19 protein-coding genes are annotated in these 18,575 nt (G+C 70.3%); all 19 read right to left on the reverse strand.

The window, feature by feature from the left end:
* Positions 1 to 89: 89 nt before the first annotated feature.
* The gene (lysS, locus tag OG947_RS09005; RefSeq protein WP_328813731.1) at positions 90 to 1,622 is read right to left on the reverse strand and encodes a lysine--tRNA ligase; all 1,533 of its coding nucleotides are present in this window, start codon (positions 1,620 to 1,622) and stop codon (positions 90 to 92) included.
* 22 nt (positions 1,623 to 1,644) lie between these two features.
* Positions 1,645 to 2,091, reverse strand: coding sequence for a rhodanese-like domain-containing protein (locus OG947_RS09010; protein ID WP_027506462.1), 447 nt, complete (start codon positions 2,089 to 2,091; stop codon positions 1,645 to 1,647).
* Positions 2,091 to 2,627: a cysteine dioxygenase gene (locus tag OG947_RS09015; RefSeq protein ID WP_235579015.1), complete on the reverse strand. Its 537-nt coding sequence runs from the start codon at positions 2,625 to 2,627 to the stop codon at positions 2,091 to 2,093. Before OG947_RS09015 ends, OG947_RS09010 begins: the two co-directional genes overlap by 1 nt.
* Positions 2,628 to 2,766: 139 nt before the next feature.
* Positions 2,767 to 3,561: a type III pantothenate kinase gene (locus OG947_RS09020; protein WP_328813732.1), complete on the reverse strand. Its 795-nt coding sequence runs from the start codon at positions 3,559 to 3,561 to the stop codon at positions 2,767 to 2,769.
* Positions 3,561 to 4,001: an aspartate 1-decarboxylase gene (gene panD, locus OG947_RS09025; protein ID WP_027506465.1), complete on the reverse strand. Its 441-nt coding sequence runs from the start codon at positions 3,999 to 4,001 to the stop codon at positions 3,561 to 3,563. The genes OG947_RS09020 and panD overlap by 1 nt, the downstream gene beginning before the upstream one ends.
* Before the next feature lie 59 nt (positions 4,002 to 4,060).
* Positions 4,061 to 4,990, reverse strand: a complete 930-nt coding sequence (panC, locus tag OG947_RS09030) for a pantoate--beta-alanine ligase (protein ID WP_328813733.1) — start codon at positions 4,988 to 4,990, stop codon at positions 4,061 to 4,063.
* Between the two features lie 10 nt (positions 4,991 to 5,000).
* Positions 5,001 to 5,927: a Rossmann-like and DUF2520 domain-containing protein gene (locus OG947_RS09035; protein ID WP_027506467.1), complete on the reverse strand. Its 927-nt coding sequence runs from the start codon at positions 5,925 to 5,927 to the stop codon at positions 5,001 to 5,003.
* Positions 5,928 to 6,083: 156 nt separating this feature from the next.
* Positions 6,084 to 7,205, reverse strand: coding sequence for a DUF6779 domain-containing protein (locus OG947_RS09040; protein WP_328813734.1), 1,122 nt, complete (start codon positions 7,203 to 7,205; stop codon positions 6,084 to 6,086).
* Between the two features lie 79 nt (positions 7,206 to 7,284).
* Positions 7,285 to 7,752 (reverse strand): DUF3180 domain-containing protein, encoded by a 468-nt coding sequence (locus OG947_RS09045; protein ID WP_027506469.1) that lies wholly within the window; start codon positions 7,750 to 7,752, stop codon positions 7,285 to 7,287.
* Positions 7,749 to 8,276: a 2-amino-4-hydroxy-6-hydroxymethyldihydropteridine diphosphokinase gene (gene folK / locus OG947_RS09050; RefSeq protein ID WP_328813735.1), complete on the reverse strand. Its 528-nt coding sequence runs from the start codon at positions 8,274 to 8,276 to the stop codon at positions 7,749 to 7,751. The genes OG947_RS09045 and folK overlap by 4 nt, the downstream gene beginning before the upstream one ends.
* Positions 8,273 to 8,638 carry a dihydroneopterin aldolase gene (folB, locus tag OG947_RS09055; RefSeq protein WP_328810809.1) on the reverse strand — a complete coding sequence of 122 codons (366 nt, stop codon included), beginning with the start codon at positions 8,636 to 8,638 and terminating at the stop codon, positions 8,273 to 8,275. The genes folK and folB overlap by 4 nt, the downstream gene beginning before the upstream one ends.
* The gene (folP, locus tag OG947_RS09060; protein WP_051613538.1) at positions 8,635 to 9,462 is read right to left on the reverse strand and encodes a dihydropteroate synthase; all 828 of its coding nucleotides are present in this window, start codon (positions 9,460 to 9,462) and stop codon (positions 8,635 to 8,637) included. Before folP ends, folB begins: the two co-directional genes overlap by 4 nt.
* Before the next feature lie 45 nt (positions 9,463 to 9,507).
* Positions 9,508 to 10,134 carry a GTP cyclohydrolase I FolE gene (folE, locus tag OG947_RS09065; RefSeq protein WP_027506473.1) on the reverse strand — a complete coding sequence of 209 codons (627 nt, stop codon included), beginning with the start codon at positions 10,132 to 10,134 and terminating at the stop codon, positions 9,508 to 9,510.
* A 103-nt stretch (positions 10,135 to 10,237) separates the two neighbouring features.
* The gene (ftsH, locus tag OG947_RS09070; RefSeq protein ID WP_307109575.1) at positions 10,238 to 12,883 is read right to left on the reverse strand and encodes an ATP-dependent zinc metalloprotease FtsH; all 2,646 of its coding nucleotides are present in this window, start codon (positions 12,881 to 12,883) and stop codon (positions 10,238 to 10,240) included.
* A gap of 204 nt (positions 12,884 to 13,087) precedes the next feature.
* Positions 13,088 to 14,434 carry an amidase gene (locus tag OG947_RS09075; RefSeq protein ID WP_222638881.1) on the reverse strand — a complete coding sequence of 449 codons (1,347 nt, stop codon included), beginning with the start codon at positions 14,432 to 14,434 and terminating at the stop codon, positions 13,088 to 13,090.
* A gap of 4 nt (positions 14,435 to 14,438) precedes the next feature.
* A complete protein-coding gene (gene hpt, locus OG947_RS09080; protein ID WP_027506476.1) occupies positions 14,439 to 14,993 on the reverse strand; it encodes a hypoxanthine phosphoribosyltransferase in 555 nt (184 codons plus the stop codon).
* A gap of 10 nt (positions 14,994 to 15,003) precedes the next feature.
* Positions 15,004 to 15,999 carry a tRNA lysidine(34) synthetase TilS gene (gene tilS / locus OG947_RS09085; protein WP_328813736.1) on the reverse strand — a complete coding sequence of 332 codons (996 nt, stop codon included), beginning with the start codon at positions 15,997 to 15,999 and terminating at the stop codon, positions 15,004 to 15,006.
* A 13-nt stretch (positions 16,000 to 16,012) separates the two neighbouring features.
* Positions 16,013 to 17,035, reverse strand: coding sequence for a zinc-dependent metalloprotease (locus OG947_RS09090; RefSeq protein ID WP_027506478.1), 1,023 nt, complete (start codon positions 17,033 to 17,035; stop codon positions 16,013 to 16,015).
* Positions 17,036 to 17,069: 34 nt separating this feature from the next.
* Complete coding sequence (dacB, locus tag OG947_RS09095; protein WP_328813738.1) at positions 17,070 to 18,458, reverse strand: D-alanyl-D-alanine carboxypeptidase/D-alanyl-D-alanine endopeptidase; 1,389 nt, start codon at positions 18,456 to 18,458, stop codon at positions 17,070 to 17,072.
* Positions 18,459 to 18,575: the final 117 nt, after the last annotated feature.

Raw genomic sequence — 18,575 nt, forward strand, 5'->3', positions numbered from 1 at the left:
CACAGCGACACTTTTCGCCGAGCAGGATCGATAATAGCGCGCATTACCGAGGCCTTGCAGCGTACCGAGTGGAATGTTCCATTCGGGCGTCAGCCGCGGTCGGGACGCACCAATGGAAAGAGGATGGTCTCGCGAATACCCAGCCCTGTGAGCGCCATCAGAAGGCGGTCGATGCCCATTCCCGTACCCGTTGTGGGCGGCATCGCGTACTCCATGGCGGTGAGGAAGTCCTCGTCGAGGACCATGGCCTCGTCGTCGCCGGCCGACGCCAGCCGGGCCTGATCGACGAAGCGCTCGCGCTGCACGACGGGATCGACGAGCTCCGAGTAGCCGGTGGCGAGCTCGAAGCCCCGCACGTAGAGGTCCCACTTCTCCACCACACCGGGGATGCTGCGATGGGCCCGGACCAGAGGCGACGTCTCCACGGGGAAGTTGCGGACGAACGTCGGAGTGTGGAGCTGGTCCCCGCAGCTGTGCTCCCACAGCTCCTCGACCAGCTTGCCGTGGCCCCACCCCTTGTCCGTCGGCACGGCGAGACCCACCCGATCGGCCAGCGCACGCAGGTCGTCCGGGCTCGTCTCCGGTGTCACCTCGATACCGACGGCGGCCGACAACGACGGGTACATCTCGATGGTGGTCCACTCGCCCGCGAAGTCGTACGCGGAACCGTCCGCGAGGGTGACCTGGAGCGACCCGTACACGGCCTGGACGACTTCCTGCACGAGCTCGCGCGTCATCACTGCGGAGTCGTCGTACGTGCCGTAGGCCTCGTACGTCTCGAGCATCGCGAACTCCGGGGAGTGCGTGGAGTCGATGCCCTCGTTGCGGAAGTTGCGGTTGATCTCGAAGACCCGGTCGATGCCGCCCACGACCGCCCGCTTGAGAAACAGTTCGGGAGCGATGCGGAGGAACAGGTCGATGTCGAGCGCGTTCGAGTGCGTCGTGAACGGTCGGGCCGCGGCGCCGCCGTGCAGCGTCTGGAGCATCGGGGTCTCGATCTCCAGGAATCCGCGGCGCTCGAGCCCGTCACGCAGTGCGCGCAGCGCGGCGACGCGGCGGCGGGCGTTCTCCCGCGCCCCGGGACGCACGATGAGGTCGACGTACCGCTGGCGGACGCGGGACTCCTCGTTCATCTCCTTGTGGGCGACGGGCAGGGGCCGCAGCGACTTGGACGCCATCTGCCACTCGTCCGCCATGACGCTCAGCTCGCCGCGTCGGGAGCTGATCACCTCGCCGTGCACGAAGATCATGTCGCCGAGATCGACGTCCGACTTCCACAGCGCCAGCGCGTCCTCGCCGACACCGGCGAGGGAGATCATGGCCTGGAGCTGCGTGCCGTCCCCGTCCTGCAGCGTCGCGAAGCAGAGCTTGCCGGTGTTGCGCAGGAAGATGACGCGACCGGCCACCCCCACCTGCTCGCCGGTGTGCGTGTCCGGCTCGAGCGCGGGATGCGCAGCCCGGACCTCGGCCAGCGAGTGCGTCCTCGCGACCGACACCGGATACGCCTCGCGCCCAGACTCCAGCAGCCGGGCGCGCTTCTCGCGGCGGATGCGCACCTGTTCCGGGGTGTCGTCGGTGGGAACGGCGGCGGGGTCGGTGTCTGCTCGTGGTGTCTCGGTCACGACTGCCCAGCCTATAGAGAGGTCAGTGCGCGACGAGAGTGCGCCCTTCGCGCAGGCAGTGCCGTGCGCTCCCCACGACGCCGGTGAGCCCGGCGTCGACGATGGCGCGGTACCCACCGATGACGTCGGACGCTCGCGTGAGCCCCAGTTCCTGCAGCGCCGCGGCGGCCAGCGAGGAGGTGTAGCCCTCGGAGCACAGCACGATCCACTCGACGTCGTGATCCACCGCGATGGCCAGGCGTGCGCTGCTCGTGGGGTCGCACCGCCACTCGAGGACGTTGCGCTCGACGGCCAGTGCCCCCGGCATGGTCCCCTCCAGCGCGCGCTGTGCCTGGGGGCGGATGTCGACGAGCACCGCGCCGCGGGCGACGGCATCGGCCAGCTCGGAGACGTCCGTGCGGCGGTACGTGGACCGTGCGCGCTCGAGCATGTCGTCGATGCTCGATCGGGTGGTGGGTCGAGTCGTCATCACGCGTCTCCCTCGGGCAGGTCGGTCAGGACGGACCGGGTGCGGCGCAGAGCACCGCGCTCGCCGATCTCGTAGTAGGACATGGCCGTCAGCGGCGGCGAGTACGCATGCACGCTCAGTGTCGGACCGCTCACGGTCACCGGGTCCGATGTCGGGGCCGGTGCGTGGGTGACGTCGTGGACCCACCCCAGCGGGAAGGACGCCTGATCACCCGCATCCAGGCGGCGGTGATGCAGACCCTCACCGTTCCAACGGTATTCGCTGAGCGAGCCGCTCAGGACGGTCAGCGCGCCGAGCGATCCGGCGTGGTCGTGCAGTTCGGTGGACTTGTCCGGCACCCAGCTGATGAGCCACAGGTCGACCAGATCGTCCGAATGTAGACGGGCACACCACCGTTCACCTGCTGGAAACACTCCACCGGGCGGGAGGAGCGCATCATGGCGACCGTCGAGCACGTCCGCCGCACCTTGATCGGTGAGGCGCAGCAGATCGGCGGGACGCAGAGAGGTGGGGGCGACAGCAGAGAGCGAGAGCACGACAGGACTCCAGGGAGGTGTGATGACAGTCAGGGCAGGCGTCAGCCCCGACAACACTCCCGAGCACCCGTGCGATCAGTCACCCCGAAAGTGTGGCACACCGTTCGGCAGCGCGCCACCTCGACCGTCGTGGCCTCGATCAGCGGCGACGGGCCTGATTGCGCTCGTAGACCAGCCGCAGTCCCGCCAACGTGAGGTCCGGCTCGATGCGATCGATCGACGAGGAGTCGTCCATGACGAGCGACGCCGTGTCGCCGGTGGCCACCACGACGACGTCGTCGCCGTCGAAGCCGGGCACCTCGCGGCACACCCGGTCGACGATGCCGTCGACGAGGCCGGCGAAGCCGAAAATCGCACCCGACTGCATGGCCTCGACGGTGTTCTTGCCCAGAACACCTCGGGGCCGGACCAGTTCGACCTTGCGCAGCGCCGCCGAGCGGGACGCGAGCGCGTCCATGGAGATCTCGAGTCCGGGTGCGATCGATCCGCCCAGGAACTCCCCCTTCGCCGACACGACGTCGACACACGTGGACGTCCCGAAGTCGACGATGATGCACGGGGCGTCGTACAGGTGGTGAGCCGCGAGGCTGTTGACGATGCGGTCGGCGCCCACCTCCTTCGGATTGTCCACCAGCAGAGGCACTCCCGTGCGTACACCGGGCTCGACGACCACGTGGGGAACGTGCGACCAGTACCGCCCCAGCATCGTCCTGATCTCGCGCAGCACCGACGGGACCGTCGACAGCGCCGCGACACCCGTGATGGTCTCCACGTCGGGACCGAGGAGACCGCGGAACGTCAACGCGAGCTCGTCCGCCGTCATCGACGCGTCCGTCCGCATCCGGCGTTGCCGCGTCAGCCGCGCGTGGTCACCGGTGCCGGTGAACACGCCCAACACGATGTTGGTGTTGCGGACGTCGACGGTGAGCAGCATCAGACCGAGACCGTGTCACGCGTGTCCGCGGTGAGTGTGCGCGGCGAGATCAGTCCGGAGCCGGCCGGGCTGTCCGCCGGATCGGTGCCCACCTGGACGGGGCGGTTGTCGGCGTCGACGAACACCACGTTCGGCGCGTACTCGGCGACCTCGGCCGGATCGAGGATGCCGTAGGCGATGATGATCACCAGATCACCCGGATGCACGAGATGCGCTGCGGCGCCGTTGATCCCGACCACTCCCGAACCACGCTGCCCCGCGATGACGTAGGTCTCGAGCCGAGCACCGTTGTCGATGTCCACGATGGTCACCTGCTCACCCTCGAGCAGCGCGGCGGCGTCGAGCAGGTCCTGATCGATGGTCACCGACCCCACGTAGTGCAGATCGGCGTGGGTCACGGTGGCGCGGTGGATCTTCGAGGTCATCATCGTGCGGAGCATGGTGGGTCCTTACCTGTCTGGAGCCGGGCGGAGTTGCGGGCAGGCCGGTCGAAGTGGAGTCAGGAGTGGCCGAGATGGCGTTGTCCAGCTGCGGATTCCGGATCGCGACCCTGGAATCCGGTACCGAGAGCGACGCCCACGTTGTCGAGCAGGCGCGTGGTGCCCACGCGGGCGGCGACCAGCAACCGGCCGTCTCCCTCCTCGGGTGCGTCACGGAGATCGGCTCCGCGTATCTCGAGGTAGTCGACGTCCACCTCCGGCACCGTGTCGAGCACCGACTGTGCCGCCGCCAGAACGGCATCCGAACCACCCTCGGCAGCATGGGTGCCGGCGATCAGCGCTGCCGACAGGGCCACCGCGAGGGACCGCTGGTGCTCGTCGAGGTACCGGTTGCGCGAGGACAGGGCGAGACCGTCGGACTCGCGGACGATGGGGACGCCGCGGATCTCGACGTCGATGTTCAGGTCGCGCACCATCTGGTCGATGAGGACCAGCTGCTGGTAGTCCTTCTCCCCGAAGTAGGCCGTGGTGGGTGCGACGATGCCGAGCAGCTTCGCGACCACCGTCAGCATCCCGGCGAAATGGCCGGGCCGCGAGGCGCCTTCGAGTTCGGCACCGAGCGGACCGGGGTGCACCGTCGTCCGCGGACCGTGCGGGTACATGTCCTGCACACTCGGGACGAAGGCCAGTTCCACCCCGGCTGCGCGCAGCACGTCCAGGTCGGCGTCGAGGGTGCGCGGGTACGCGTCGAGATCCTCCCCCGCCCCGAACTGCAGCGGGTTGACGAAGATCGACACCACGACGACAGCGCCGCTCCGCTTCGCCATCTCCACGAGCTGGACGTGACCGGCGTGCAACGCACCCATGGTGGGCACGAGCGCGACTCGGCGTCCCGCCGAGCGCAGGGCACGGGTGACCGACCGGACGACATCGGGTGCGTGATGCACCGTCAGTTCACCCGGTGTGTACGCGCCGTCGAGTGCACTCACGGCTGCCTCCTCATTCGTTGTCCCGCAGGACGTTCATCACGGTGTCGTCCGCGCCGGTCCGCTCGGCCGTACGCAGTGACATCGCGCGATAGCCCGCGGCGATCCGCGGGTCGAGATCGGTCAACGCGTCGAGATGCCTGGACACCGTCGCCCCGTCGCCGCGCGCCACCGGACCGGTCAACGCGCCCTGTCCGCTGCGCAGCACGTTGTCCAACGCCGCCGACAGCAGTGGCGCCAGAACCCGCTCCGCCACACCACCGGGACGCTGTTCCACCGGCTGCTGGCCGGGAAGTTCCTCGTGGGCCAACGCGTCCCGCAGCGCGTCGAGGGCGTCGACGACCAGAGTGACCAGGTGGTTCGACCCGTGGGCGAGCGCGGCGTGGTACAGCGTGCGCGCCTCCTCGGGCACACCCACGGGCTCGCCGCCGATCTCGAGCACCAGTCCCTGCGCGATCGCGAGGCCGATCTCGTCGGCCGCCGTGATGCCGAAGCACGCGGTCGCCAGACGGTCGGTGTCCTCGGGTTTGCCGCTGAAGGTCATCGCGGGGTGCACGGCCATCGTCACCACTCCTCGGCCCGCCAGCGGCGCGAGGATGCCGACACCGTTGGCGCCGGACGTGTGCAGCACGAGAGTTCCGGGCGACACCGCATCGGTGCGCGCCAACCCGCGGACCAGCGCGTCCAGTTCCTGATCCGGCACCGCGAGGATCAGCAGTTCACTGCGCCGAGCCACATCCGTGGCCGGCATGATCTCCGCGTCGGGGAGGCGGGTCTCGGCGCGGCGCCGGGACGCGTCGGAGACGGCGGCGCAGCCGAACACGACGTGGCCGACGCGTTCGAGCGCCTCACCCAGCGCGGTACCGACCCGGCCTGCGGACACGACACCGACGGACAGGCGCGCCGGGGCGGGGTCGGACGTGACTCGATCGGGGGACAAGAAGGGTCCTCTCGGGGATACAGTTCCAGTCCCGCTCGGCGGGTACCGGACTCATCGACGCCCACACTAGTGTCCGGCGTCGACCGACCGCCATGCGACGCCGGTCACACCCGCGGCGCAGATCTCACTCGACGAAGCTCTCACTCGGCGCGGTGTCTACTCGGCACGGCGGCGCCGGCGACCCGATCCTGTCGACGCGTCCGCGGTGCCCATCCCCGCGAGGATGTCCGCGACGGAGCGCCCACTCGAATGTGCTCCCGATCCTGCGTCGACCGGTGCGTCGGACTCGTCGTCCGGATCCGCAGCGCGTCGTCGACCGCCCGACTGCACGGGTGCGACGGGCGCGGGTTCCGGAAGCTCGGGCTCTTCCGGCTCGGGTTCGGGCTCGACGTCCAGGGTCGGCAGCGGATCGGGTTCGGGCTGCGGCTCGGGTTCGGGGAGCGGCTCGGGCTCCGGCAGGGGTTCGGGCTCGGGTTCGGGTTCCGGCAGCGGTTCCGGCTCGGGCTCGGGTTCCGGCTCGGGAAGGGGTTCCGGCTCGGGGGCGACGGGAATGCTGTCGGCGCGGTGACTCGACGGGTTCCATTCGGGGGTGCGCGGCGACGGCGGTGCGGGTGCCGGATGGAAGGTGCCGTCGTGATCGAACTCGCCGCCGATGACCGACGTCTCCGCCGTGACCGGGTCGTCGAAGGGAGTGGCGAAGCCGGGCCGGGAGTAGGTCGGATCGGGGGCGAAGCTCGGCGGGCGGGTGCGCGATCCGGGAACGTACAGACCGGACGGCGCCGGCTCGTAGCCGCTGTAGGAGCGCTCGGCCAGCTCCCGCATCCGCATCGCCTCGCCGGCGATGGCAGCGCGGTCGTCCGGCAACTCGCCGTCGAACAGCATCTCGAGGCTGCGGCGCAGCGACGCGAGTTCGGCTCGGAGAGCACGCATCTCGTCTCCGTCGGCACCGATCTCGGCGCGCACCCGCGACTCGACGCCGAGCTCGTACTCGCGGCGCGCGGCAATCTCCCGCTCCAGCTGGAGCTCGTAGACGGTCTGCAGATCGCGCGCCTTCATCTGATCCACCGCGGCGTCGCGGCGGTATTTCGTCATCGCGAACGCGCCGAGAACGGCGGCCCACAGCGCTGCCACGATGCCCACGCGCAGCAGCGGAACGCTGTCGCTGAGGATCATCAGAACGCTGGCCACCACGCCCAGCAGAACCAGACCGGCGAGAGCCGTGTGGTTGCCGCCGCGTTTCGTGCGACGGTTCGCCTTGCTCCTGCCGGTGTCCGTCATGAATCCCAGGGTAACGGCTCGGGCGGCTGTCGCACTTCACCATGCACGGACGGGGTGTCCGAGGACGGCCGCGATCGGGTCAGTGGGCGGGCTCGTCGGCTCCGTCGTCCGGTGTCCGGCAGCAGTGCTCGAGCCACAGGGCAGCGGCCACGGCGACGATCCCGGCGACGAGGCCGATCAGCGCTCCCGGCGTGTCCTCCGACGCCGCGCGCACCGAGGACCGCAGGGGCAGCAGATGGATCAGCAGACCGGCCCACACTCCCGCCGCCGCTGCACCGACGAGGGCCGCGGCCTTCGCCAGTGCGACGGCGCGGGCGACCGTGATCGGATGCAGCTGGCCGGGCCCGGGGCCGATCCTGCGGGTGCGCAATCGGGACCGCACCAGCAGACCCACGACCACGAGGACGACCGCCACCGGATACAGCGACGCTCCGGCGAACGTCGAGATCGGCGGAACAGACCCGTAGAACGAGGACGCGAGGATCCAGGTGGCCACCACGGCGAACGCCGCGAGCGCGACGAGGTCGCGCACGCGCGTCGGGCTCACGTGGAGTCACCGCCGGCCCGCCCGCAGCGCACCGGGTCCCACAACCGTGTCTCGGTGCGACGCACACCGGCACGTTCGGACTCCGGCAGCTCGGCCAGCAGGTCGCGCACCGATCGGCCACGCAGCACGGCGTCGGGATCGGCGTCCAGCCACGGTGCGAGGACGAAGGCGCGCTCGTGCGCCAGTGGGTGCGGAAGAATCAGCTCGGGGTCGTCGCTGACGACGTCGTCGCACACGACGACGTCCACGTCGACGGTCCGCGGTCCCCAGCGCTGCACCCGCTCGCGGTGAGCGGCCGTCTCCAACTGCTGTCCCCGTCGCAACCAGCCCCGGCAGTCGGTGTTCTCGTCGTCCACGATCACGACGGCGTTGAGGAAGTCCTGCTGGTCGATGCCGCCCCACGGGGCGGTGGCGAACACGGTCGACACTGCGACGACGGCGTCACCGAGACCCTCGACCACGGCCCGCAACTGCTGTTCGCTGTCCCCGATGTTGCTCCCGATCGAGAGCACCGCGCGGGTCACGCAGACCTCGATCGGCTCACCACGACGGCCACGTCCGTGAAGGTCAGGGGGATCGGAGCCGACGGCTTGTGCAGGGTGACCTCGACGCGTTCCACGCGCGGATCCGTCAGGACACCGTCGGCGATCTCGCTCGCGACCGTCTCGATGAGATCGCGACTCGGCCCCGCGACGACCGCGGCGGCGGCCTCGGCCAACTCGCCGTAGTGCGCCGTCTTCGTCAGGTCGTCCGATGCCGCGGCCGGGGCGAGATCCATGTGGACGACGAGGTCGACGAGGAAGTCCTGCCCGTCGCGCTTCTCGTGGTCGAAGACACCGTGATTGCCGCGCACGGTCAATCCGCGCAGCTCGATGCGATCGGTCATGTCGTGCCTTTCGGTTCGGTCGGGCCGTGCCACTGCCGGTGCACGGCGAGAGCGTCGAGAGTGCCGACGGCGTCGTGGACGCGCACCCCCCAGGCGCCCGCCACGGCGGACAGCACCGAGATCGCGGCCGTCGCAGCGTCGCGGCCGTGCGGAGGGCGAGGCTGCCCGTCGCGGGCGAGCAGAGTGCCGAGGAATCGTTTGCGGGACGCACCCACCAGCACGGGAATGCCCGTGTCGACGAGACGATCGAGTCGGCGGAGCAACGCCCAGTTGTGCTCCGCGTTCTTGGCGAAGCCGAGCCCCGGATCGAGGACGATGCGGGAACTGTCCACCCCGGCGGCGACGGCCGCGTCGACCTGACGGAGCAGTCCGCTGCGCACGTCCTCGACGATGTCGCCGTAGTCGTGCTCCTCGGCGGCACCGGGTCGGTGGGTCCAGTCGACGGTGGAACGCCAGTGCATGAGCACCCAGGCGACACCGGCATCGGCGACGACACCCGCCATGTCGGGATCGGCGCGGCCACCGGAGACGTCGTTGACGATGGACACGCCCGCACCGATCGCCGCGGTCGCCACGGATGCCCGCATCGTGTCGACGCTGACGCACACGCCGTGAGAGACCAACTCGGCGATCACCGGTGCGACGCGCTCCGCCTCGACGGACGGGTCGACGCGGTCGGCTCCCGGACGTGTCGACTCGCCCCCCACATCGACGATGTCGACACCCGCGGCGTGCAGTTCGAGGCCGTGACGCACCGCGGCGTCGACGTCGAGGTAGCGGCCGCCGTCCGAGAACGAGTCGGCCGTGACGTTGACGACGCCCATCACCACGGGCCCGTCCGCGTGCGGAAGCGTGAACACGAGCGGCGCCTATTTGCGAAGAATGAGATCCAGCGCCTCGGACCGGGACACCGCGCTGGACTGGAACACACCGCGCACGGCGGACGTGGTGGTGCTGGCGCCCGGCTTACGGATTCCCCGCATCGCCATGCAGAGGTGCTCGGCCTCCATCACCACGATGACTCCGCGCGGTTCGAGCTTGCGCATCATCGCGTCGGCGACCTGCGAGGTGAGACGCTCCTGCACCTGCGGCCGCTTCGCGTACAGGTCGACGACCCGCGCCAGCTTCGACAGGCCCGTCACCCGGCCCGACTTGCCCGGGATGTAGCCGACGTGCGCGACGCCGTGAAAGGACACCAGGTGGTGCTCGCACGTCGAGTACATCGGGATGTCCCGCACGAGGACGAGCTCGCGGTGCGCCTCGTCGAACGTCGTTCCCAGCACCTCGTCAGGATCGACGAACAGTCCGCCGAACATCTCCCTGTATGCACGCGCCACTCGAGCGGGCGTGTCCTTCAGCCCCTCGCGCTCGGGGTCCTCACCCACCGCGAGCAGCAGCTCGCGAACGGCCGCCTCGGCGCGCTCCTGATCGAACGTTCGACCGGACACCACGGACACGGGCTCGTCGATCGACTGATCGGCTTGGTTGACGGACACGGGAGGTCCCTTCGCTGACGGACGCGCTGCCGATGGATCAGAGCAGCCGGAGTGATGTGCGGGCGGGTGCGGCCGCACGGACGAGAGGGTCGGACGAGCGACTCTAGCGCGCGTCCGGGCCCTCCCACCGCTGGGTGTTCGGCGGCAGCTGGGGATCCTCGGCCTCGTCACGCGGAGGCTGGTACTGCCCCTCCGGGTTCTGCGGGTTGCGGTAACGCGGCTCGGGCTGAGCCGGCTCCCCCACACCCGAACCGGGGTACTGCCCGTACGGCTGCGGATCCTGGTACGGCTCCTGATAGGGCTGGGGTTCCTGGTACGCCTGCGGTTCCCGATAGGGCTGGGGTTCCTGGTAGGGCTGCGGTTCCTGGTAGGGCTGGGGCTCGTCGTAGCCGCGCGGTTCCTGGTACCCACGCGGACCCTGGTAGCCCTGCGGGTCACCCTGACCCTGCGGCTGCCCGTATCCCTGGGGCTGGCCGTAACCCTGGGGCTGGCCGTAACCCTGCGGCTGGCCGTAACCCTGCGGCTGGCCGTAACCCTGCGGCTCCGGGTACCGAGGTGCCTCGTTCTCGCGAGGAGGCCATCCCGGTGCGGACCAGCCGGCCGGTGCGCCGTAGTCGGGCATCGAGGAGCCGGGACGGCCGCCGCGATGTGCGCCACCCTGACCGTTCGGGGTCGACCCGTTCTGGCCCTGCCCGTTCTGACCGTGACCGTTCTGGCCGTGCCCGTTCTGGGCGTGGCCGTTCTGGCCGTTCTGTGCCTGGCCGTTCTGGGCCTGGCCGGCGTAGCTCGGCTCCTTGACGATCGAGACGGGGGGCCACGGCTCCCCGCGCTCGGTCGCGAGCTCGCGCGGCGTCTTCACCGGGGGCTTGGACGACGGAACTCGATCACCGAAGTCGTTGAACGCGGTGATGCGGGGACGCTTCTCGACGCCGGTGAAGATCTTCTCCAGATCCTTGCGCGTGAGTGTCTCGCGCTCGAGCAGCTCGGTGGCCAGGATGTCGAGGACGTCGCGGTAGTCGTTCAGGATGGCCCACGCCTCGGTGTGCGCGGCCTCGATGAGGTTGCGCACCTCCCCGTCGATCTCCCGCGCGACCTCGTGCGAGTAGTCGGACTGGACGCCCATCGAGCGGCCCAGGAACGGATCGCCCTGCTCCTGGCCGTACCGGACGGCGCCGAGCTTGCTGCTCATGCCGTACTCGGTGACCATGGCGCGAGCGATCTTGGTCGCCTGGTCGATGTCGGACGACGCTCCCGTGGTCGGCTCGTGGAAGACGAGCTCCTCGGCAGCGCGGCCGCCCATCGCCATGACGAGGCGCGCGATCATCTCGGAGCGCGTCATCAGGCCCTTGTCGTCCTCCGGCACCGTCATCGCGTGACCACCGGTGCGGCCGCGGGCGAGGATGGTGACCTTGTAGATCGGCTCGATGTCGGGCATCGCCCACGCCGCGAGGGTGTGACCACCCTCGTGGTACGCCGTGATCTTGCGCTCGTGCTCACTGATGATGCGGCTCTTGCGTCGAGGTCCGCCGATGACGCGGTCCACCGACTCCTCGAGGGCGGCCTCGGTGACCACGGTGCCGTTCTCCCGCGCCGTGAGCAGTGCGGCCTCGTTGATGACGTTCGCGAGATCCGCGCCCGACATGCCGACGGTGCGCTTGGCCAGACCCTCGAGGTCGGCGTCCTGCGCGATCGGCTTGCCCTTCGAGTGCACCGCGAGAATCGCGCGGCGTCCTGCGAGGTCGGGGGCGCCGACCGGGATCTGCCTGTCGAAACGGCCCGGGCGCAGCAGGGCGGGATCGAGGATGTCGGGGCGGTTGGTCGCGGCGATGAGGATGACGCCGGTGCGCTCACCGAAGCCGTCCATCTCGACGAGCAGCTGGTTGAGCGTCTGCTCGCGCTCGTCGTGTCCGCCGCCCAGACCGGCGCCGCGCTGGCGACCGACGGCGTCGATCTCGTCGACGAAGATGATGCAGGGGCTGTTCTGCTTGGCCTGCTCGAACAGGTCGCGCACACGTGAGGCACCGACACCGACGAACATCTCGACGAAGTCGGAACCGGAGATGGTGAAGAACGGCACGCCGGCCTCACCGGCGACGGCGCGGGCGAGCAGCGTCTTGCCGGTTCCGGGAGGGCCGTAGAGCAGCACGCCGCGGGGGATCTTCGCGCCGAGTGCCTGGTAGCGGGCCGGGTTCTGCAGGAAGTCCTTGATCTCGTACAGCTCTTCGACCGCTTCGTTCGCGCCTGCCACGTCCGCGAACGTCGTCTTCGGCATGTCCTTGGTGAGCTGCTTGGCCTTGGACTTGCCGAAGCCCATCACACCGCCACGCCCGCCGCCCTGCATGCGCGACATCACGAAGATGAAGATGCCCAGCAGGATGATCATCGGGAGCAGGAACACCAGGATCGACGTGAACCAGCTGTCCTGCGTCACCTCGGTGTCGTAGCTCTCGGCACCCGACGCGGCGACCTTGTCGAAAATCTGCTGCGACGCGGCGTCCGGGTACTGCGAGATGATCTGCGTCTCGTTGCCGGTGGCGTCGTTGCCGCTCTTCAGCGTCAGACGAACCTGCTGCTCACGGTCGTCGATCTGCGCGGTCTGCACGTTCTGGTCGTCGAGCTGCGCGACGGCGACCGACGTGTCGACACTCTTCCACCCCCGCGTGTCGTCGCCGAAGTAGCTGAAGGCGAAGATCACCAACAGGATGCCGGCGACTATCGCCAGGTTGCGGAACAAAGTCTTGCGGTTCATACAGCGTCGCCCTCGATGGCAGTCGGACTCACAGGCAGGTGGTCATGGTTCGCGTCGGTCGGCCGGCAGCAGTTCTCGATCGTTGCCGGTTGCGCACCGGACAAGCCAGGTTACCGCGGATGCGGACGGCCGGGCGGCGCGCACATCTCGGTCAACGCGCCGACACGCGGTGAGGTTCCCGCGCCCAGCTGCGCGTGACGAGTGTTACCGGTCGGCCGCGGTGCGTGGCCAGGGCCGATGCTGTTCGATCTGTGCCGCGAGCGCCAGCAGTCGACGCTCGGACCCGGGAGGGCCCGCCAGCTGCACGGCCAGCGGAGTCCCCGACTCGGGATGGAGTCCCGCGGGCACACTCACGGCGGGCCACCCCAGCAAGTTCCACGGTGCCGCGAAGGGTGCGTAGCGAATGTTGGCCGCCATGTTGGCTGCCCACCCGCGCTCGCTCCACCGGTCCGCACGGATCGGCGGCGCGGCGAGCGCCGGCGTCAGCACCACGTCGACACTCTCGAAGTACGAGCGCATGCGTCGCGTGAGCGTCTCGGTCTGCGATGGCCGCACGAACCGTGCCGCTCGCCGACCCACCGCGATGTGGCGACGGGTTCGCTTCTGCAGCGCCGACACATCGAGCCCGGCGGCGTCCGCGGCTCCGCCGGCCGTCCAGCGGGCGAGCTGCCCGAGTGGACTGGCCGGGTAGGGCAGCGCTGCCGTGCTGGTGCGGTGCCCGATCCGCTCGAGCTCCCGTGCGACGTCGAGTGCGGCCTGCCGGAAGTGGGGATCCACTCGCACGACGGGCGACGGCGACTCCACGGCGACCCCGATGCGCGTGGTCTCGGGAGCGTCGACATAGGCGAGATCCGGATCGTCCGCCATGACCGAGAGCAGAAGCGCCGCGTCGGCGACGGTCGTGGTCAACGGACCGTTCTCCGACATGCCGAACCACGAGCCGTTGCCCAGTTCGGACGGGACGAGGCCGAGCCCCGGCTTGATGCCGACCAGTCCGCAGTTCGCGGCGGGGATCCGGATGGACCCCATGCCGTCGTTGCCGTGGGCGACGGGCACCATGCCCGAGGAGACCGCGGCGGCGGCGCCACCGGACGATCCGCCCGGGGTGAGGTCACGGTTCCACGGATTGCGGGCGATGCCGTCGGCACCGTCCGTCGCGCCCCACAGGCACAGCTCGGGAACCGAGGTGAGACCGACGACCACGGCGCCCGCGCCGCGCAGGCGCGCGACCACCGGGTGATCCGCGGCGGCGGGAGTGTCGGACGTCGCGAGCGAACCGTTGCGCATCGGGTAGCCCGTCACCGGGACGTTGTCCTTGATCGCCACCGGGACGCCGGCGAGCGGCAGGGCGCGCAGATCCGCTCGGACGGCGATCGCGTCCGCTTCCCGGAGCACCTCGTCGGGACGCACCACGACGAACGCGTGCAGGTCGTCGTTCCGAGCGGCGATGCGGTCCAACGCTTCTCGGGCTACCGCGGCAGGTTGGACCCGCCCGTTCCGGACGTCGTCCGCGATGGACGTGGCGGTGGGGCCGACCTGTTCGCGCGACATTCGATCAGCCTCCGTAGACCCGGGGTTCCAGCAGTCCGATGTAGGGAAGGTCGCGGTAACGCTCGTCGTAGTCGAGGCCGTAGCCCACGACGAACTCGTTCGGGATGTCGAAGCCGACGTTCGCGACGTCGACGTCCACCTTCACCGCGTCGGGCTTGCGGAGCAAGGTGACCACCTCGAGCGACGCGGGCTGGCGCGTGGCGAGGTTCTTCATCAACCACGACAGCGTCAGACCGGAGTCGATGATGTCCTCCACGATGAGAACGTGGCGGCCGTGGATGTCGCGGTCGAGGTCCTTGAGGATGCGGACGACGCCCGACGAGGACGTGGACGATCCGTACGAACTGACCGCCATGAACTCGAGCTGGCTCGGGATCGGCAGTGCGCGTGCGAAATCCGTCATGAACATGATGGCGCCCTTGAGAACTCCGACGAGCAGCAGATCACCCTCGGGAGCCCCCACCGGATAGCGAGCGGCGATCTCCTCGGCCAGCTCGGCGATACGCTTGTCGATCTCCTCTCGGGAGATCAGGATCGATGCGATGTCGCCCTCGTACACGGGTGTCCCTTCACTCGCTCGCGGCCCGGCCGGTCCACCGAACCAGGTCGAGCTTGCCACGTCGTCTCTCGACGACCAACCTCTCGACCGGGCCGCCCCCGGCCACCGCGACGCCGCCCTGCCCGCGCCACGCGCCGACGAGATCGTCCACGGCGCGCACCTGCGCCTCGTTGCGCAACGGCACTCCACAGTCGGCCAGCCACTCGCGGATCACCCGCCGACGGAGTGCACCCGGTACCTCCACGAGGGCGGACACCTCCAGCGCGTCGCCGACGCGGGCGGACACGGCGATGTCCGCGGCGAGTGCGTCGAGAACGGCGCCGTCCTCGCGCAGCTGGTCGGCGGTGCGCGCGAGCGCGGCGGCGACACCGCCGTGCAGGACGTCCTCCAGCAGCGGGAGCACCTCGCCGCGGAGTCGGACCCGAACGAAGGACGGGTCGAGGTTGTGCGGGTCGTCCCACGCGGCGAGACCCAGTTCGGCGCACGCGCCGACGGTGGACTCGCGGCGCACTGTCAACAGCGGCCGACCTCGCGGCGGGTCCCAGGCCGCCATCCCCCGCAGCGATCGGGACCCGGATCCGCGGCCGAGTCCGAGCAGGACGGTCTCGGCCTGGTCGTCCAGCGTGTGGCCCAGCAAGATCGGGCGGTCACCGCGGACCGCGTCGAGAGCGGCGTACCGGGCGCGCCGGGCCGCGGCCTCGGGTCCACCCGCCCCGGTCACCGACACGGTCCTCACCTCGGCGCGGGAACACCCGAGGTCTCGTGCCTGCTCGACGGCCCTGTGCGCCACCTCGGCCGAACCCGCCTGCAGTGCGTGGTCGACGACCACGGCGTGCACCTGCGCGCCCTCGGCCACACAGGCGGCGGTGAGCGCCAGCGAGTCCGCACCACCCGACAGCCCGACGACGACGGCGCGCTCCGGGCAATGCTCCCCGAACCAGGCGCGCACCGCCCGCCGCACCGTGAGCAGGTGCGGGCCCTCCGGCATCGGGCGTGCCCCGGTCATGCCGGGACGCCGGTCATCCCAGAACTCGCTGCGTCCACTTCTCCGGCGCCTCGATCTCGGAGAGCAGCGGCAACGTGTCCGCGTCGGTCCACACGGTGTTGAAACGCTCCATGCCGACCTGGCCGACGACGGCGTCGACGAACGCCTTGCCGCGGACGTACTGCGCCATCTTCGCGTCCATCCCGAGCAGCGCGCGGATCACGCGCTGCACCGGGTTCTGCTTCCGCGTGCGACGGGCGTCGAAGGCCTTGCGGATCGCCGAGACCGACGGCACCACCGCGGGACCCACCGCGTCCATCACGTGGTCGGCATGGCCTTCGAGCAGCGTTCCGAGCACCAGCAGACGATCGAGTGCCTCCTGCTGCGCGGGTGCCTGCGTCGCCCGGAGCAGACCGATGATGCCGCCGTCGCCGCCGTCCTGCCCGCGGGACCGCACCGCCGCCGCGAGGCGTCCCACGACGTCGGCCAGGGGCTCGTCCGCGCCGCCCTGCAGCGTGGTGACGTTGTCCTTCATGTAGCCCGCGAGCCACGGCGACGACGAGAACTGCACGCGGTGCGTCACCTCGTGCAGACACACCCACAGTCGGAAGTCGCTGGGCCGCAGGCGAAGCGATCGCTCCACGGACACGATGTTCGGGGCCACCAGCAACAGCGTTCCGTCCGGACCGGTGAAGGGGTCGTACTGCCCGAGAATGGCCGTCGACAGGAACGCCAGCATCGCGCCCGCCTGCACGCCGCCGGGCTTGCCGCCGAGGAACGAACTGTCGTCGCCGTCGGAATCACTGACCAGGTGCCGCATCGACTCGGACGCGGCGGCGATCCACTCCGGCCGATCGAGCACGCGCGCCGCCGGGACGGGCAGACCGTCGGCGAGGCCCGTGACCTCGCGCACGGGGCCCTCGGCGCGTACCGACGCGTCGGCCAGTTCGCGCAGCGCCGCGTCCGCGGTGTACCGCGACGTCTTCGGCCCCCGTGGTGCGAGCCGGGCACCCGTCCGGGCGGCCAGACCCCAATCGATCACACCAGTGTCGGACATGCCCTCACCCCTGTTCTCTCTCGGAATCGACCGGTCAGGTGCAGCCGCAGGAGCGGAGCGTCGACGCGAGTGCGTCCAGGGCCGGACGACCGACCTCGGGCGGCCTGTCGTTGGACATCAACGCGAACGTCAACACCCGGCCGCTCTCGTCGGTCACGTATCCGGCCAACGCACTGGCGGTCGAGAGCGTTCCCGTCTTGGCGCGCAGCCACCCCGCGGCCGTGCGGTCACCCGACGCGTAGCGGGCGGCGAGCGTGCCCGTGGCACCGGCGACGGGCAGGTAGTCGAGCATCGGCCGCAGGTTCTCGGTGCCGGACCCGGCGGCCCGGGTGACGAGCGCGCCCAGCACCCGGGCAGGGATGAGATTGTCGACGGAGAGTCCGCTGGTGTCCTCGAGCGTGACTCCGGTGACGTCGACGCCGTTCTTCTGCAGTGTCTCCAGGACGGCGTCCGTGGCCCCGTCGAACGACGCGGGCCGGCCCACCTCCTCGGCGATCTCGCGACCGACGGCCTCCGCGAGCACGTTGTCCGAGAACCCCAACATCTGCCCGAGCCGCTGCCGCAGAGGCGCGGACTGCACCGTCGCGAGAGATCCGGCACCGGACTGCGCGCGACCGTCCGTCACGACGGCCGGGTCCAGGCCGAGAGCGCGCGCCAACGCCCGACCGGCGTCGAGACCGGGAGTGGCGCTGCGCGGCGACTCGTCGACCGTCGGCACCGAGCGACCCCCGTCGAGGGTGATCGGTTCGATGGGTGCGATGTATCCGGCGGCCACGTCGCCGGGGAACCAGCCCTGCGCCTGCTCCGGCCCCGAGTACGCGCCGCCGTCCACGGCGATGGACGTGACGGCCGTGCCGGACCTGCGGATCTGTTCGGCGAGGTCGTCGATGCGGGCTCCCCCGTCGTAGAACCCGGGTCGTCCGACCGGCTCCGCCGTGAGCGTGGGGTCGCCGTCACCGACGAGCACCACCTGACCGGCCGCGTCGCCCGCCACGACCTTGGTGGTCACACGGTGGTCGGCGGGCAGCGCCATCATGGCGGCCGCGGCCGTGAGGATCTTGGTGGTCGACGCCGGCGTCATGGGGGTGTCCGCATCGGCGCTCCACAGCACCTCACCGGTGATCGCGTCCGCGACGGATCCGGTGAAGCGGCCCAGATCGGGATTGCGCAGGGGTGCGGCGAGCACCGCCTCGAGGCCCGCCGGGCTCGGTTTCGGCGCATCGGATGGGACCGGAACCACCTGGGGGGCAGGCAGAACGGGCGACGGCTCGGGTGAGGTCGCCACGGGTGTCGAGTCCTCGGAGAGCGTGGGGGTGATCAGCGCGACGCCGACGATCGCCAGCACGAGCACCACGACCGAGGCTCCGATCAGCAGCACGCGCGTGCGTAACGGCGTGCCGGACGGCCGCTTCCCTGAGCTCACGTCTCTCCTCCACTCGCGGGTCCGTGGCCGTTCTCCGGCGATGCACCTCTCCTCGCACCCTATCGACGCGGCCGGTTACTGTCTGACCACCGGCGCGTCCTTCGATGCGCCCGACAG

The organism is Rhodococcus sp. NBC_00297, assembly GCF_036173065.1.
Taxonomy (GTDB): Bacteria; Actinomycetota; Actinomycetes; order Mycobacteriales; family Mycobacteriaceae; genus Rhodococcoides.